Origin of the sequence: Terribacillus saccharophilus, from assembly GCF_002272075.1 — a bacterium.
GTDB classification, from domain to species: Bacteria; Bacillota; Bacilli; order Bacillales; family Amphibacillaceae; genus Terribacillus; species Terribacillus saccharophilus_A.
In genome coordinates this window covers 1-13,461 of the sequence record NZ_NPBJ01000002.1, presented here as the reverse complement: position 1 = coordinate 13,461, position 13,461 = coordinate 1, and the positions used below count along the sequence as shown (strand labels likewise).

The window sequence follows — 13,461 nt, the reverse complement described above, 5'->3', positions numbered from 1 at the left end:
CTGGTGTCTCCAGTTTCCAAAGTATATTTTATAAAGTAGGGTTTAAAACAAAAGTACATGAACAGAAAAACTTAGATTTTTACAGTAATTGGGCTACATAACGCATGCGTCATGCAGCCCACCCTGTCGTTTCATGCGACGGTCAAACAGCAGCCGGATGGATGCTTATCTGAAACCGAAGTTTTGTGATAGTGCTTGGTCCTGATCTTGTACAGCTTGAGCTGTTTTCTCGAGCTGTAGTTGGATATCAAGCATAAGCTGAGAGAATTCCTGAACTTTAGGTTGCAGCTGTATGAATTGTTCATCAAAGCGATCGAAAGCTCTACCTTCCCACTCTGAACGAAGTTGTACTTGTAAAGCATTAAGATCGCTTAGAATTGAGTCGATCTGTTCAGAACTATTACGATATCTCTTTGCGTGGCTTTGTAACTGCTCCGGGGTCATGCGAATTTGTCCCGACATTTGCTCAGCTCCTCATTTAATTGATTTTACAGAAGGTTGTAGTGATTCCAATAAATGTATACCCAATACCTTCTAAAATAAATCCTAAAGAAAGGAAAAATTAAAGTCAACGAAGTATGAAACGATTTCCAGAAATTAAGAGGTAAGTCCCGAAATCGACTAGGCATATATCCCGGTTTATGAAAAGAAATAATTTAGTACCATTATAAAAGTCTTATAAACTGGTAATTTGAGGTTTTTTGCAAAATTGGGACGAATTGTATTGAAAAAGAGTTTTTACAATTATTTAACACAGATTCTGCATGTGCAAATTGTTAAAATTAAATAGCAAAAAGAGCATATGTCTCCACATGCTCCTCCTTTTAAGCGATCAATTTCAATCCTACAGCCGAAGCCAATATCATCGAAATACAGACAAGTCTTTTCCAATCCTTCGATTCCTGGAAGAAAAGCATCCCGACTATCGCTCCTCCGGCAGTTCCTATGCCAGTCCAAATAGCATAAGCAGTCCCCATTGGCAGGTACGACATGCTATAGGATAAGCAGCCAAAGCTTCCCGCGAACCCAAGAATGAATATGCTAATGTTCTTGAAGCTAGGCTTTTCATTGAGTTTGTTGATCATTGTCACACCAAGCACTTCAAACATACCTGCTATAATAAGCACAATCCAAGCCATCAGGCATTCTCCTCTGTCGTCTGTTTGTCTCCAGTTACGAGCTTAAGACCAATAACCCCCAATAAAAGAACGGCGATCAATGCAACCTTCACTAGTTTGAAAGGTTCACCGAAAAATAACATATCCACAATAACGGTACCCGTTGATCCGATACCGACGAAGACTGCATAGACGGTTCCGACAGGCATATGCTTGCTCGCCTGCAGCATCAAATAAAAACTAAGTAAGATACATATAATTGTACCTGCCCATTCAAGTGTATTATTTGCGTGCTTTAGCCCGATAACCCATAAAACTTCGATTATTCCTGCCAGAATGACGCTAAACCACTGTTTTGTCATACTCATTTCCTCCAATCAAAAAAAGCCTGGGAGATAGAAATCTCCCAGGCTTTTATCCTTCCGTGTCACAGCATAGCTGTGCGTTTTCTCTCGGACCAGGCCAGGCTTTCGCTGCGGAACCCTAGAAAACTATCTGCCATATTCATCTGGTCATTATAAGGGATACAAAAGCACGATGCAAGCAATTATGTTACGAAGTATTTATACTAAATAAGTCAGGAGGAATCACGATGCAAACATTTAAAACCCTATTTCAGCAGCGAATCAACATGGATGGCGAAGTGACATTTGAGACATTGCCAATGCTGTTACAACATTTCGCTCAAGCCATTCCATTTGAGAACTTGCGAATTATCAATAATAATAAAAGCCTTCTATCAAAAGAAGGTCTGCAGAAAAAAATCCTAATCCGCAAAGAAGGCGGCGTCTGTTATGAATTAAATACGCTCCTTTATTATTATTTAGAGGAAATTGGATTCGATGTCACCTTAGTATCTGCCTGTATTTACGACCAGAAATCGAATGACTGGAGTACTACTGGCAATACCCATGTTACTATCCTTTTGAAGCAAAATGAGGAACAATATATTGTTGATGCCGGATTTGGAGCTAATATACCACTTACCCCACTACCTTTAACAGGAGAAGTCATGACAACTGCTAATGGGCACTTCCGTATTAAGCCCACTGGCGATGGTTATACACTGGATTTAAAATTAGAAGGTCGAGACGACGATTGGCGTGTAGGATATTATTTCTCAGAAGATAACCGAATCACTGACATGACCGAACTGGAACAAATGCAGCAGATTATCGAGACACATCCTGCTTCTCCTTTCAATAAGTCACCGTTCCTTACAAGAAGGACTACAGATGGGCATGTCGTTTTAACACCTGCTTCATTAACTGTCTTCTCTGCTGGTGAACCCGTTAAACGTACATTGGATGAGAAAGAATATGTAGAACTGCTCCAGGGTATGTTCCGTATTCAAAGATCATAATTAAAACTGTTGCAGTATCTGTTTGAATTTGCAGAGGAGGCTGTCTATGAAAGATTCCAAACGTTTGGTTCGAATTCTTGATGAGGCCCATCAATCCGCTTCACCTATTACATGCTCTGCTTTTTTGGGTTTCTACTTGAAGGACAGCGGTATTATTCAAAAAGCAGTACATGACTATTTGGTTCAAACAAATACAGAGGTTGCGCTAATGGATTCATTGAATAGATTAGATGAAAGATCAAATGTCACACTATATAATAGCTATCTTCTATCTGACAACTTATATAAGGCGATTGAATTCGGAGCAGCACGTGCCGAAAAGTTCAATCAGGTGATTATGACAGACGCACATGTGTTAGAAGGTATCCTTTCTTTCCTGCCGGATACAGATAAATGGCTGGATATACTGCAGCTGACTAGTTCTACGCACGACTTGCTCGTCACGTTACCTATATCAAGGGTGCCAATGACTCCCGTCACAGATATAAAAGCTGCTTCTTTAATAGATAAAAAAGAAATCCTTGATTTTGTAAAAGAGCATTTTAGCTTGCGCTGGACAGAGCAAGTACAGCGGTTGCTTATTGAAGATAATGGAATTGTCTTGATCGTCCGAGAGGAAAGTCGATTAGCAGGTTTCTGCTGCTATCAGAAACAAAATGCAAAAAGAGCAGTATTCGGTCCGATGGGAGTGAGAAAGGACAGCAGGGATTCCAGTTATGGCCGCTCACTCTTATTGTCTGCCCTCCATGATGCAACCGAAAACGGTTTCCGTGAACTTCTTATCTCCGAGGCAGGACCAATTGAATTCTATGAACGAGTACTTCCACTACAACTGCACACAAAAGAAAAGGGATGACCATCGTGGTCATCCCTTTCGATTAATTCAATTTCTCACCTTGATAAACATCTGCTGCCAATGGCGCACTAAGCATTTCTTTGGCAGCTGCGCTGAATTTCTGGAAGTGGCTGCTCGTATTATGTGCTTGAACAGCCTCCATGTCCTTCCAATTTTCCACCATAACAAAGCTGTTAGCATCTTTTGGATCTTGGAATAGGTCGTAGCTGTTATTGCCAGCTTCGGCACGGCTTTCTTCCATAACTGCTTCGATTTCTTGAAGGAATTCTTCTTTTTTCTCTGGTTTAACTGACATTCTAGCGTGGATGATTATCATAGTTTCTCTCTCCTTATTTCCATTCTGTAATTTGTTCTACCGGCATGCGGTAGGATTTGTAGCCTGCATCTGCTGCTTTCCCGATAGAAAGCAGCATGACAGGAACATAACGATCCTTATCCAAATCGAATGCTTCAGCGATTTGATCTTTCTCAAACCCGCCAATTGGATTTGTATCGTATCCATATGCCTTTGCAGTCAACATTAGCTGCATAGATACTAAACCGCTATCGATAAGGATTGTTTCCCTATTTTGCTGTTCCGTAATACCAGAAAGCAGATTACGGATCGAAACAACTTGCTGATCTTTAACTTCTAGGGGCATCAGACCATTCTCTACTGCTTTTCCATAGATTTCTTCCAAGTAGTCAAGATTATTCATATCAGCAAAAACGGCGATTACTGCAGATGAAGTTTTCACTTGCTGCTGATTGAATCTAGCAAGCGGTGCAAGCTTCGCTTTTGCTTCCGGACTCTCAATGACTACAAAACGCCAAGGCTGCAGGTTAACGGAAGATGGTGCCTTCGTTGCAACAGTAAGGATTTCGGACATTTCTTCCTTGCTGATTTTCACTTTTTCATCGTACGTACGGATGGAACGGCGCTCCTGCACGATTTGCAGGAAAGCTTCTTTATTGTATATTGGTGTTTCGTTCATTTATTTTCTCCTCCTAGCTGATCCTTCGTGACACGGGAAACATTTTCACTGACTTTACTCAGCATTTGCAGGAATTGTTCTAGCTCTGCTTCGGAAAAGCCAGCCAGAGTCTCATTCACGAACTGGCTCTTTTCCTGATAGGATTGCTCGATATGACGCTTCGCTTCCTCCTCCAGCTTCACCCATGTAGCACGCTGGTCATCGGCTTTCTTGAAGCGTACGATAGTGCCGGCAGCCTCAAGCTGCTTCAAATGCCTGGTAACAGCGGCGGCATCGATATTGACTTCTCTTTGCAATGCTGATTGGGTTACTTCCTCGTGCTGCAGCAAATAATGAAGAATTTCCACACGTGAAGGGCTGGCTCCTAAGCAAGCCTCATACTTTGAGCATAGCTCCTTATTTACAGCTTGCAGCTGCAAGAAAATCTGCAGGCGGACGGAACAAGCAGTCATCGGCATAACCTCTTTCCAAATAGTTGATACATCAATAGTTGATAGGTCAATCATATCGCTAACTAATATCTATGTCAATCCTATTGCTCAAATAAAAAAAGAGCGGGTGCTTGCCCCACTCTTATTGCGTCGTTTGTTTCCAGCTGTCGTCCATTACCATTTTACCCGGCCATGTATAAGCTGTTAGTCCTCCATCAACAATCAAGTCCTGGCCAGTGATATAGGAGCTATCATCTGACACGAGGAATAAAACAGCCTTGGCAATTTCATCTGGCTCTCCAAGTCTGCCCAGCGGAGCAAGCCATTTATTTGATTCACGGAATGCTTTCCCCTGTTCTTCCTCTTTCGAACCTGACAACTCATCAATTAGGGGAGTTTCTATTGTACCTGGCGAAACAGAGTTTGCCCGGATTCCTTGTCTGCCATAATCAATGGCAGTTGCTTTTGTAAAGTTAATGATACCGCCTTTAGCTGCATTATAACCGGATCTATCAAGATCTGCGAAACTGCCGCTCATAGAAGCATTATTCACGATAGAGCCTTTCCCATTTTCCAGCATAAGCGGAATGAGGAATTTGCTCATCAAGAAGGTTCCCCGCAGATCCGTCTTTTGAATGCTATCGAACAATTCAATTGGATACTCATGTACTTTACCGCCTTCCTGATCGATTCCGGCGTTATTAAAGAGTACATCTAATTTTCCATATGAATCCTTCACCTGATCAGCAAATAGCTTCACACTATTTTCATCAGAAACATCTATCTCATAAGCTTCTGCTTTTCCTCCAGCTGATTGAATGGATTCTATCAAATCTGTCATCTCATTTTTTTTGATATCTGCTACTAGTACTGTAGCTCCTTCTTCTGCAAATAAAGAAGCAGTCGCTCGTCCAATACCAGTAGCGCCTCCAGTTACGACTGCAATACGATTATCTAATTTCCCCAATGCTAACAACTCCTTCAAGTATGCTTCCCTACTGTTTTACCGGTCATAGGAGAGATAAAACATACTTTTAGTGCCACCATTGTAGGTTTTGATAATCTTCAGGTTCAAATTTTCTATTAGTGCTTATTGCTTAAAGACGCTAGGTCACGGGTCACGCACAGTTAAAATCACGATTAAATTTATCAGTATTAATTAATCTATTTGTCCCTATTAACGGTAAAATACATGATTGCCAATCTGCTCCACTTGCTCTTGTGTTTCCGCTATCCAGTTTGTAGTAGCTGTTTCCGGATTCATAAACCATACGATATTCTGCATATTGTCTTTTTGAACCAATGCATCCGCCACTGCTTGTACCGTTTCATCTGTTGGTTCACTTTTCCAGATGACACCTGAGCCTACTGGCTGAAACTGGCCCTTCTGCATGATTACATCATGGATAGAATCAGGGAACTCATCACTTTCGATACGGTTAAGTACAACAGTAGCCACTGCCACCTTGCCTAGATAGTCTTCTCCGCTCGTCTCAGCTTGTACCAATCTTTGGAGCAGCTCTATTTCTTTTGTTGTATATTGTTTTTGTTCGATCGTTGTTTCTGCCAACTCTATTGTTTGGTCATCTCTATCGGTTAAAACTATGGCGGCTGGTCCGTTTACGGAATGCGTATCCTTATCTGATAACATAGGCTGGGTTCTTTCATCCGCATAAACTCTTGCAGGATAGACATTCTGTTTCAGATCCTTTAATGGCAGGTATAAAACCAGACATAGGTTACTGACAAAAAAGAAAGTCAATAAAAAAAGCGTAAGAAGTTTCTGCATAATCAAGTCCTTTTCTTCGTTATGTATGTGCATAATCAGTCCATAACGCTTATTACCCAGTCATCTTGTTTAACAAACATGAAGATGTCTCTACTAGTGTATGTTCCTGTCTGCAAACTAGTCCTGCCAATGAGTTTCTAGCTTGGAAATCTTTTCTCTTTCGCCAAGATACTTGCCCACCCTACCCTAGACTGCTGTGCATACAGTAAAGGGACAGGAGGAATGTTTATGAGCTACACACACTATTCACATCCATATGGACAAACAACGTATACGACAGACTATAGAACGAACCAAGAGGATCAGCGCTTCGGTTTCGCTTTTATACCATTCATCGGCGGGCTTGCCGGAGGCCTTCTTGGCAGTGCTTTAATAAGCGGACCAGGTTATGGTTATAAATATGGATATAACGCTCCTTACCCGGTGCCTTATCCTGTTCCTTATCCATATCCGACACCTTATCCTTACAACAACTATTACTATTCCACTCAACAGCGTTGAAATAGAGGGACAGCTTGACTGTCCTTACATAATAACCGCCAGGAGTGCCACACTATCGGCAGGAGGTGGGATAGATGCAGCAGAAACAGAATAAATCGAATCAGCGTGATGAATCAGCAGAAGCGATTGGTTTGGATCAAGATGAGCAAGTAATGAATGGTGATTACGGTCATCCGGAAACAGAATATGAAAACAACGCCCACAAGCAAAAGAAAACACAGCTTTAAAAGCTGTGTTTTTCTATATCAGATAAATTTGGAAGCTATATAAGTCACGACGAACCATACTGCCAGAGCAATGACAATCCCTAGCATGAACCCTTTGATAAATGTAGACCGACTGCGCACCTGCCTGCACCTCTTTTGCTTTTTACCAATAGTCTTTACTTAGCATCCGCTTTTTATAAGTGCGCAGTTCTTTCTTATTTCTTAGCGACAGTATCAGTCTTAGCGCCTTGCTTAGCCGTCTGCTGCTGTTTTTGGTAGTCTTCCCGGAACTTGTCCCTTGCAGCGGAAAAGATGCAGAGCATACCCAACCCTCCCATATTCTTGATACTTCTGTTTTGCCAAGTTGGCTGCACTTTAAAACTTCTTTTTTACAAAAATTTCTTATAAAGACTGTTTTTTTATTTGCCAGCCTTGTTGCAATGATAGCTATTACAAATTCAACGTTGTGCCAGAAGAGCTGCTAGCTTTCACTTTATCTTTGGCTCCCACTTGTTTGAGTAAATTATTCAGAGGCATAAAATGCTTCTGCTGCTTTCGCTGCCTGTTTACGTAATACAGAAAACGGCATACTGCCTTTCTCCCTCTTCAGTTTTACGAGTAACTGCTGCCATACTTCTTCTTCCCTGATACTGTCCAGCAGTTCATGTCCTTCCCATGTCAGGCCATAAATGAGCAGTTCCTCTTCTTCCTCTTCCTCATCCAGAACAATGTCCAGTTTGATTAACTTTGCTTCTTTCATCAGCTGCAGGTGATAATTCATTTCTTCCTCGGAATACTCATCTTCCTCCGTTACTTCCAGCGCGAAACCTCCTTCTGTGAATTCAGCTTCAATATCCAATAAGAGACTTCTTATAAGAGACATATCCCGTTTCAACCGCATCACCTCTAACCATTATTTCTGTCTTTAAGTCCATTTTCCTTCAAGAAAAAAAGACTCCCTTTACGCGGGAGTCCAGTTTCACTATTACCTTAGCTCTAAAAGTACTTCTTCAGTTGCATATTGTGTCTTTCTTCTCCTTACCTGCAATCTTACTAACTCCCCTTCATGCCATGCCGGATCAGCAATTGGAAGAGACACTTGATAATCTTGACCGTCCGTCCGAATCACATAATGCCTTTCTGTCCCCTGGAACTGGCTTATGATGACTTCTCCTTTCAACCCATCAGCCTCTGCCGGTAACAGCTGCCATTCCTCCGGTCTTACAGGGAAGAGCTGCTTTTGTTTCAGCTGTTCTGATACACCATTATCCAGCCAGCTTAACTGAGTGCCTGCAGGAGTAAAATGACTGCCATTCCACGTGCCTTCTACTAAATTTGCCTTCCCGACAAATGTCGCCACAAAAGGGGTTTCCGGACTCTGATAGATTGTTTCTGGAGTATCTACTTGTTCAATCTGACCATGCTGCATGACCAGCACTCGATCAGCCATTGCCAGCGCCTCTCCTTGATCATGTGTGACATAAATGATAGTAGCACCAAGCTTCTTGTGGATCTGCTTGATTTCCTTTCGCATACTGATACGTAATTCTGCATCTAAAGCACTTAGAGGTTCATCCATGAGTAGAATATCGGGTTCAGGAGCTATTGCCCTAGCTAATGCAACACGCTGCTGCTGCCCGCCTGATAGTGCTGCGGGATACCTCTTCCGGAAAGGTTCCATTCCGACAAGCTGTAGCACCTCCGTTACTCTTGCTGCTTGTTCTTCAGCCGTTCGTTTTTGTGAAAAACGATGATTTTTCAATGCAAAGCGGATATGTTCCTCTACCGTCATGTGAGGCCAAAGGGCGAAAGATTGAAAAACCATGCCTATATTTCGATTTTCCGGCTTGTTGCTATGTTTAGAATTGGCTACTTCCGTATCACCAAATCGTATTGTTCCAGCCGTAGGCTTCATGAAACCAGCCATCAAACGCAGCAATGTTGTTTTTCCACAGCCAGACGGACCAAGAATAGCAAGGAATTCCCCTTCTTGGATCGTTAAATCTACCTGACTCAATGCAGCAGTTTTCCCATAATGTTTTTTCAATCCCTGCAGCGTGATCATGCTTTTCTCCCCCTTCGTCTCCATTTACGCTGCACAATGAGATATGCAATACCTCCGAAAAGAATTGCCAGGACAATTAGTGATGAGAAAGCTGTCGAGTACGTGCTGTAACCAGCTTGTTCGAAACTGAAAATGATTACACCGACTGTCTCAGCACCGCTGGACCAAAGCATACTGGAGACAGTCAGCTCTGTCAGCGAAGTTAGAAAAACAAGTAACGCACCACTTAGAACTCCCGGCAGAATAAGCGGCAGGAGAATTTGTCTCCATCTTGTAAACAAATTAGCACCATTTGTCCGTGCAGCCTCCTCCATTCGAACGTCCAGCTGCGAGAAGGCAGTATAACTGCCCCGAAATTGCAGAACAAAGAACCGCGTGATATAAGCAATTAAAAGAATAGCTGGTGTGCCGTATACACCTGGATACCAGCCCGGTAATGGCTGCATCCACATCAAAATGATGCAAAGAGCCAGTACTGTTCCCGGAAGTGCGTAAGGCATTGTAATTATCGCTTCCAATACCTTCGGCAATTTTCCTTGCTTATGAGAACGGTAATAAGCAAATAAAGTGCCGAATATAAGACATACAATCGCAGTGATAAGCCCTAATAACAGGCTGTTGCCTAAGGATCTAATCACTTTTTCATCCTCAAATAATAGATAGCGATAATTTCCAAGGGAAAAATTCTCCCATGTTAAATCGATGCCATATGCCTGAACGAGACTGACTGTACCCATTGCCAAGAAAGGCACAAGACTTGTACCAAGCAGAAAAATCCAAAGAACTGTCTGCAGAATTCTCCGCTTGCTTGATGGCAGTTGGATGCGTGGCTCATTATCTGGGACAGTCGTTTCTGTAACCTTGCTTCTTCTTAAAAGCCATACTTGTACCAGCGTAGCGGCTACAGCAACGATACCAAGCAATACAGAAAGAACTGCTGCCCGACTGAAAGCACTCGGCCCATATCCAATAACTTGTTCGTAGATGTATGTACTCAGTACACGGATATTTGCCGGTATCCCTAGAAAAGCTGGAACACCGAAATTATCCAGATTAGATAAGAACGCAAGCAGACCACCGCTGCATATACCCGGCAAAGCCATCGGCAGAGTAACTTTTCTCCAGCAGGTGAACCGTGATGCTCCCGAAACGAAAGCAGCAAGTTCTGCATCACGAGGAATCCTGCGGAATACTTGTACTGACATCAAATAAACAAGCGGGTAATGCGAGATACCGAGTACGAATATAATACCGCCAACACTATATAAATTAGGAATGAGCCAATCAGGCAACCCTCCCAGCGGCCCTGAACTGCTGAAGAACTGCACCCAAGCGAGTGTCGTAATATACGATGGGATGATAAAAGGCAAATAAATGAACAGCTGCATTACAGCCTTACCGCGAACATCCGTATAAGCCATAATGGCAGCCATCGTTATGCCAAGAATCATGGACAAGACAGTACTGCCGAGGACAATATAAATTGTATTCCAAAGTGTTTTCCACGTAACCGACTCCTTGAGCACCTCTGAATAAGCGCCAAAAGAGATGTTCTCTCCAGAGGTGAAACTCATTACTATCAGTCTGACAATCGGCAATAAGAAAAAGAAGAAAAGGATCAGCATCCCGATTAAAATAGGAAGCTTACGGAGGGCGGTATGTCTGCCTTTATTCAGCTGCCTTGATTTCATGGTTAGTTGCATGGGTTGCCCTCCTTTTGTTTATTTACCGAACAAGTCCTCGAACTGCTGTTTGTCTTTATTACGAGATGTATACAATGCTTCTGTATCGGCCTGTAATACCTTCATCTCATCGTATGTCTTAAGCCCTTCTGGCGCATCTATTCCATCTCGGATTGGAGTATATCCCAGCTCTGCTGCAAGCTTTTGTCCCTCGTCAGATAAAACATAATCTACGAATGCTTCTGCAGCTGCCGTATTATCGGTATCCTTCGTGATGCCTATCGGCTCAGTGATGACTGGTACACCTTCCTCTGGATAAACGAGTTCAACTGGAGACCCATCCGCTTTTGCCCTGGCAGCAAGATAGTCGACAATTACACCATACTGCTTGTCACCTGAAGCAACAGATTTCAGTACATCACCATTTCCTTTTACGACTGCAGTTTCCTGATTCTTGAGCTTTTCATAGAATTCCCACCCAAAATCATCTTGTCTGGTCAATACCCCAAGATTATATGCTGCAGCACCAGAGTACAGCGGACTAGGCATGACTGTCTGAGCCTTTGCATCAGCTTCTGTCAATGCACTCCAACTAGTTGGTACATCACCTGAATCGCTATTGGCAACGATTCCTGTCGCCATGATTTTCGTACCTGTATAATAATGATCCGTATCTTGAAATTCATCCGGGACGGCATCCAATTCCCCCGACTCATAGGCCTGCAGCATATCCTGTTCTTTCAGATCCTCAAATGTAACACTGTCCGCCACGAGCAGGACGTCTGCTTGCACATCACCCGCCATTTTCTCCGCATTCAGCTTGGATATTACTTCTTCAGTACCGGAACGGTAGGTTTCCACTTCCACTTCCGGGTAGCGCTTTTCAAAGTCCTCTACCAATTTCTGAGCATCAGCATCCGGCTGGGATGTATAGAAGCTGAGCGTACCGGCGATTTCTCCGTCTGAAGCACTTGCACTGGTTTCAGTGTCCTCTTGTCCGCATGCTGTAAGTGCAAACAATGCAGTACCTACGATACCTGCCATCCATTTTCTTTTCATCCCAATCTCTCCCTTTACTCTGATGTATTTGTCTCCATAGATTTGAACCAGCGTTCTACTTGCTCTTGTTTTCGTTTATAGTGCGTACGCAATTCAATTGGTGAGACGGTTATGTATCCTTCTTTCAGCAAAAGATAATCGCTTGCCGGATGGAAATCCGTAAGCTCTAGCAGCTGATCCTTCAGCCAATAATATACTTCTCCATGTGGATCATGCAGGCCAACAAAGCGATACCTCGATACACTCATGTCCATAGGGATAACTTGTATCCCTTTGAATTCCCGCTTATCAATATTTGGCAGATTGACATTCAGTAAACCGACGGATTTCGATCTATGCTGAAGCAGTACTTCGGCAACCTGATAAAACAGTGTCTTGACCTTAGAATAGTTTACAAGACGAGGCGAACTACTGTTCAAGCTGACAGAAGCGGACGGTATATCATAGAGGGAAGCTTCAATCGCTGCTGCCATCGTGCCTGAATAATAGATGTCGCGCCCTAAATTAGGACCGATATTAATCCCCGAAAAAAGGAAATCCGGTTTTTCAGGCAGCAGCACTTCCACACCAAGCTTCACACAATCAGCTGGTGTCCCGTTCAGGCTCCAGGCGCCAGCAACTCCTGGAAAATGGTACATCTCTTTGACTCGAACAGGCTGACGCAAGGTAATAGATTGACTGACAGTGTTGAACTCCTGATCCGGACAAACAACATACACCTCACCAAAATGCTGCAGTGTCTCAACCATTGCCTCTACACCAGGAGAGAAAATACCATCGTCATTGGTAACCATTATTTTCATGTGACTCCCTCCTTTACTTCCCCATAGCCAACCAAATAACTGTCAGCTGTATCATGCACAACCTTTTTAAAAGGTTCATTCCAGGAAAGCATTAACGAAAAATAAATATCTTTCACAGCATTACTCCTTTCATTTGTGCCTATATTGTTAACTGTACAAGCTGATTGTGAAGCTAGTGTTTAAAGTATTGTGAAGATATGTTTAATTGTTGTAAAAGATAGAAAATTGTTTCGGAAGGCTTAATCTCTATCAGAACAACGTTTATCGAGTACATCGCTAAGTTAAACGTAAATAATTTACAATTTATACACAAATTGAAGTTAGGTTATAAAAATGACATTCATTTTAATGAGTTCTTAAAGCAACTACTTTTTACCTAATTTTCCTTAGATGTCAGTTAATAAAATGCAGATTATACTAAATTGTCACAAAATTTTAATGGTATATTCGATTTAATTCATATACTTTCACTATTTCCTATGAGACAATATATTTAGAAATATAAATATGCTAGGTTAGGAAGTGGGTTCGATGCTCTACAAAATTGTCCGAGAAGCGAACGGAACGAAAACCTACCTAAAACATTCCAGTTCAACTTCAGAAATGCTGTTCCG

17 protein-coding genes and 1 riboswitch are annotated in these 13,461 nt (G+C 42.4%); of the genes, 4 read left to right on the top strand and 13 right to left on the bottom strand.

The window, feature by feature from the left end:
• Positions 1-165 precede the first annotated feature (165 nt).
• The 3 genes from CHH48_RS00415 to CHH48_RS00405 all read right to left on the bottom strand — a co-directional run bounded on the left by CHH48_RS00415 (position 166) and on the right by CHH48_RS00405 (position 1,480).
• Positions 166-462, bottom strand: coding sequence for a WXG100 family type VII secretion target (locus CHH48_RS00415; RefSeq protein WP_038559619.1), 297 nt, complete (start codon positions 460-462; stop codon positions 166-168).
• Between the two features lie 362 nt (positions 463-824).
• On the bottom strand, positions 825-1,139 hold the full coding sequence (locus CHH48_RS00410) for a DMT family transporter (protein WP_095217395.1): 315 nt from the start codon (positions 1,137-1,139) through the stop codon (positions 825-827).
• A complete protein-coding gene (locus tag CHH48_RS00405) occupies positions 1,139-1,480 on the bottom strand; it encodes a DMT family transporter (RefSeq protein ID WP_095217394.1) in 342 nt (113 codons plus the stop codon). The genes CHH48_RS00410 and CHH48_RS00405 overlap by 1 nt, the downstream gene beginning before the upstream one ends.
• A 39-nt stretch (positions 1,481-1,519) precedes the next feature.
• Positions 1,520-1,616, bottom strand: a riboswitch (guanidine-I (ykkC/yxkD leader).
• A 94-nt stretch (positions 1,617-1,710) separates the two neighbouring features.
• Here CHH48_RS00405 and CHH48_RS00400 point away from each other — a divergent pair.
• Entirely contained in the window at positions 1,711-2,481 is a 771-nt protein-coding gene (locus tag CHH48_RS00400; RefSeq protein ID WP_095217393.1) for an arylamine N-acetyltransferase family protein, read from the top strand.
• A 46-nt stretch (positions 2,482-2,527) separates the two neighbouring features.
• On the top strand, positions 2,528-3,337 hold the full coding sequence (locus tag CHH48_RS00395; RefSeq protein WP_095217392.1) for a GNAT family N-acetyltransferase: 810 nt from the start codon (positions 2,528-2,530) through the stop codon (positions 3,335-3,337).
• Between the two features lie 22 nt (positions 3,338-3,359).
• On the opposite strand, the gene CHH48_RS00390 is transcribed toward CHH48_RS00395, so the two are convergent.
• From CHH48_RS00390 to CHH48_RS00370, 5 genes are all read right to left on the bottom strand, one after another.
• Entirely contained in the window at positions 3,360-3,653 is a 294-nt protein-coding gene (locus CHH48_RS00390) for a putative quinol monooxygenase (protein ID WP_095217391.1), read from the bottom strand.
• A 13-nt stretch (positions 3,654-3,666) separates the two neighbouring features.
• Positions 3,667-4,311 carry a nitroreductase family protein gene (locus CHH48_RS00385; RefSeq protein WP_095217390.1) on the bottom strand — a complete coding sequence of 215 codons (645 nt, stop codon included), beginning with the start codon at positions 4,309-4,311 and terminating at the stop codon, positions 3,667-3,669.
• The gene (locus CHH48_RS00380) at positions 4,308-4,763 is read right to left on the bottom strand and encodes a MarR family winged helix-turn-helix transcriptional regulator (protein WP_176466492.1); all 456 of its coding nucleotides are present in this window, start codon (positions 4,761-4,763) and stop codon (positions 4,308-4,310) included. Before CHH48_RS00380 ends, CHH48_RS00385 begins: the two co-directional genes overlap by 4 nt.
• 121 nt (positions 4,764-4,884) lie before the next feature.
• A complete protein-coding gene (locus CHH48_RS00375) occupies positions 4,885-5,709 on the bottom strand; it encodes an SDR family oxidoreductase (RefSeq protein WP_095217388.1) in 825 nt (274 codons plus the stop codon).
• 210 nt (positions 5,710-5,919) lie between these two features.
• Entirely contained in the window at positions 5,920-6,531 is a 612-nt protein-coding gene (locus CHH48_RS00370) for a cell wall hydrolase (protein ID WP_095271593.1), read from the bottom strand.
• 228 nt (positions 6,532-6,759) lie between these two features.
• On the opposite strand from CHH48_RS00370, the gene CHH48_RS19255 reads away from it, so the two are divergent.
• Together CHH48_RS19255 and CHH48_RS19250 are read left to right on the top strand one after the other, a co-directional pair.
• Entirely contained in the window at positions 6,760-7,032 is a 273-nt protein-coding gene (locus CHH48_RS19255) for a hypothetical protein (RefSeq protein ID WP_141230035.1), read from the top strand.
• Positions 7,033-7,106: 74 nt separating this feature from the next.
• The gene (locus CHH48_RS19250; RefSeq protein WP_141230034.1) at positions 7,107-7,259 is read left to right on the top strand and encodes a DUF4021 domain-containing protein; all 153 of its coding nucleotides are present in this window, start codon (positions 7,107-7,109) and stop codon (positions 7,257-7,259) included.
• Between the two features lie 502 nt (positions 7,260-7,761).
• Here CHH48_RS19250 and CHH48_RS00360 read toward each other — a convergent pair.
• The 5 genes from CHH48_RS00360 to surE all read right to left on the bottom strand — a co-directional run bounded on the left by CHH48_RS00360 (position 7,762) and on the right by surE (position 12,847).
• Entirely contained in the window at positions 7,762-8,133 is a 372-nt protein-coding gene (locus tag CHH48_RS00360) for a DUF2513 domain-containing protein (protein WP_176466491.1), read from the bottom strand.
• A 90-nt stretch (positions 8,134-8,223) separates the two neighbouring features.
• The gene (locus CHH48_RS00355; RefSeq protein ID WP_095217385.1) at positions 8,224-9,303 is read right to left on the bottom strand and encodes an ABC transporter ATP-binding protein; all 1,080 of its coding nucleotides are present in this window, start codon (positions 9,301-9,303) and stop codon (positions 8,224-8,226) included.
• Positions 9,300-11,006, bottom strand: a complete 1,707-nt coding sequence (locus CHH48_RS00350; protein WP_095217384.1) for an ABC transporter permease — start codon at positions 11,004-11,006, stop codon at positions 9,300-9,302. Before CHH48_RS00350 ends, CHH48_RS00355 begins: the two co-directional genes overlap by 4 nt.
• Positions 11,007-11,024: 18 nt before the next feature.
• A complete protein-coding gene (locus tag CHH48_RS00345; RefSeq protein WP_095217383.1) occupies positions 11,025-12,044 on the bottom strand; it encodes an ABC transporter substrate-binding protein in 1,020 nt (339 codons plus the stop codon).
• A gap of 14 nt (positions 12,045-12,058) precedes the next feature.
• Positions 12,059-12,847 carry a 5'/3'-nucleotidase SurE gene (gene surE / locus CHH48_RS00340; protein WP_095217382.1) on the bottom strand — a complete coding sequence of 263 codons (789 nt, stop codon included), beginning with the start codon at positions 12,845-12,847 and terminating at the stop codon, positions 12,059-12,061.
• Positions 12,848-13,461: the final 614 nt, after the last annotated feature.

Coding starts and splice junctions, on each gene's coding strand:
- CHH48_RS00415 (WP_038559619.1), bottom strand. CDS start 462: ATGTCGGGACAAATTCGCATGACCCCGGAGCAGTTACAAAGCCACGCA.
- CHH48_RS00410 (WP_095217395.1), bottom strand. CDS start 1,139: ATGGCTTGGATTGTGCTTATTATAGCAGGTATGTTTGAAGTGCTTGGT.
- CHH48_RS00405 (WP_095217394.1), bottom strand. CDS start 1,480: ATGACAAAACAGTGGTTTAGCGTCATTCTGGCAGGAATAATCGAAGTT.
- CHH48_RS00400 (WP_095217393.1), top strand. CDS start 1,711: ATGCAAACATTTAAAACCCTATTTCAGCAGCGAATCAACATGGATGGC.
- CHH48_RS00395 (WP_095217392.1), top strand. CDS start 2,528: ATGAAAGATTCCAAACGTTTGGTTCGAATTCTTGATGAGGCCCATCAA.
- CHH48_RS00390 (WP_095217391.1), bottom strand. CDS start 3,653: ATGATAATCATCCACGCTAGAATGTCAGTTAAACCAGAGAAAAAAGAA.
- CHH48_RS00385 (WP_095217390.1), bottom strand. CDS start 4,311: ATGAACGAAACACCAATATACAATAAAGAAGCTTTCCTGCAAATCGTG.
- CHH48_RS00380 (WP_176466492.1), bottom strand. CDS start 4,763: ATGACTGCTTGTTCCGTCCGCCTGCAGATTTTCTTGCAGCTGCAAGCT.
- CHH48_RS00370 (WP_095271593.1), bottom strand. CDS start 6,531: ATGCAGAAACTTCTTACGCTTTTTTTATTGACTTTCTTTTTTGTCAGT.
- CHH48_RS19255 (WP_141230035.1), top strand. CDS start 6,760: ATGAGCTACACACACTATTCACATCCATATGGACAAACAACGTATACG.
- CHH48_RS19250 (WP_141230034.1), top strand. CDS start 7,107: ATGCAGCAGAAACAGAATAAATCGAATCAGCGTGATGAATCAGCAGAA.
- CHH48_RS00355 (WP_095217385.1), bottom strand. CDS start 9,303: ATGATCACGCTGCAGGGATTGAAAAAACATTATGGGAAAACTGCTGCA.
- CHH48_RS00350 (WP_095217384.1), bottom strand. CDS start 11,006: ATGCAACTAACCATGAAATCAAGGCAGCTGAATAAAGGCAGACATACC.
- CHH48_RS00345 (WP_095217383.1), bottom strand. CDS start 12,044: ATGAAAAGAAAATGGATGGCAGGTATCGTAGGTACTGCATTGTTTGCA.
- surE (WP_095217382.1), bottom strand. CDS start 12,847: ATGAAAATAATGGTTACCAATGACGATGGTATTTTCTCTCCTGGTGTA.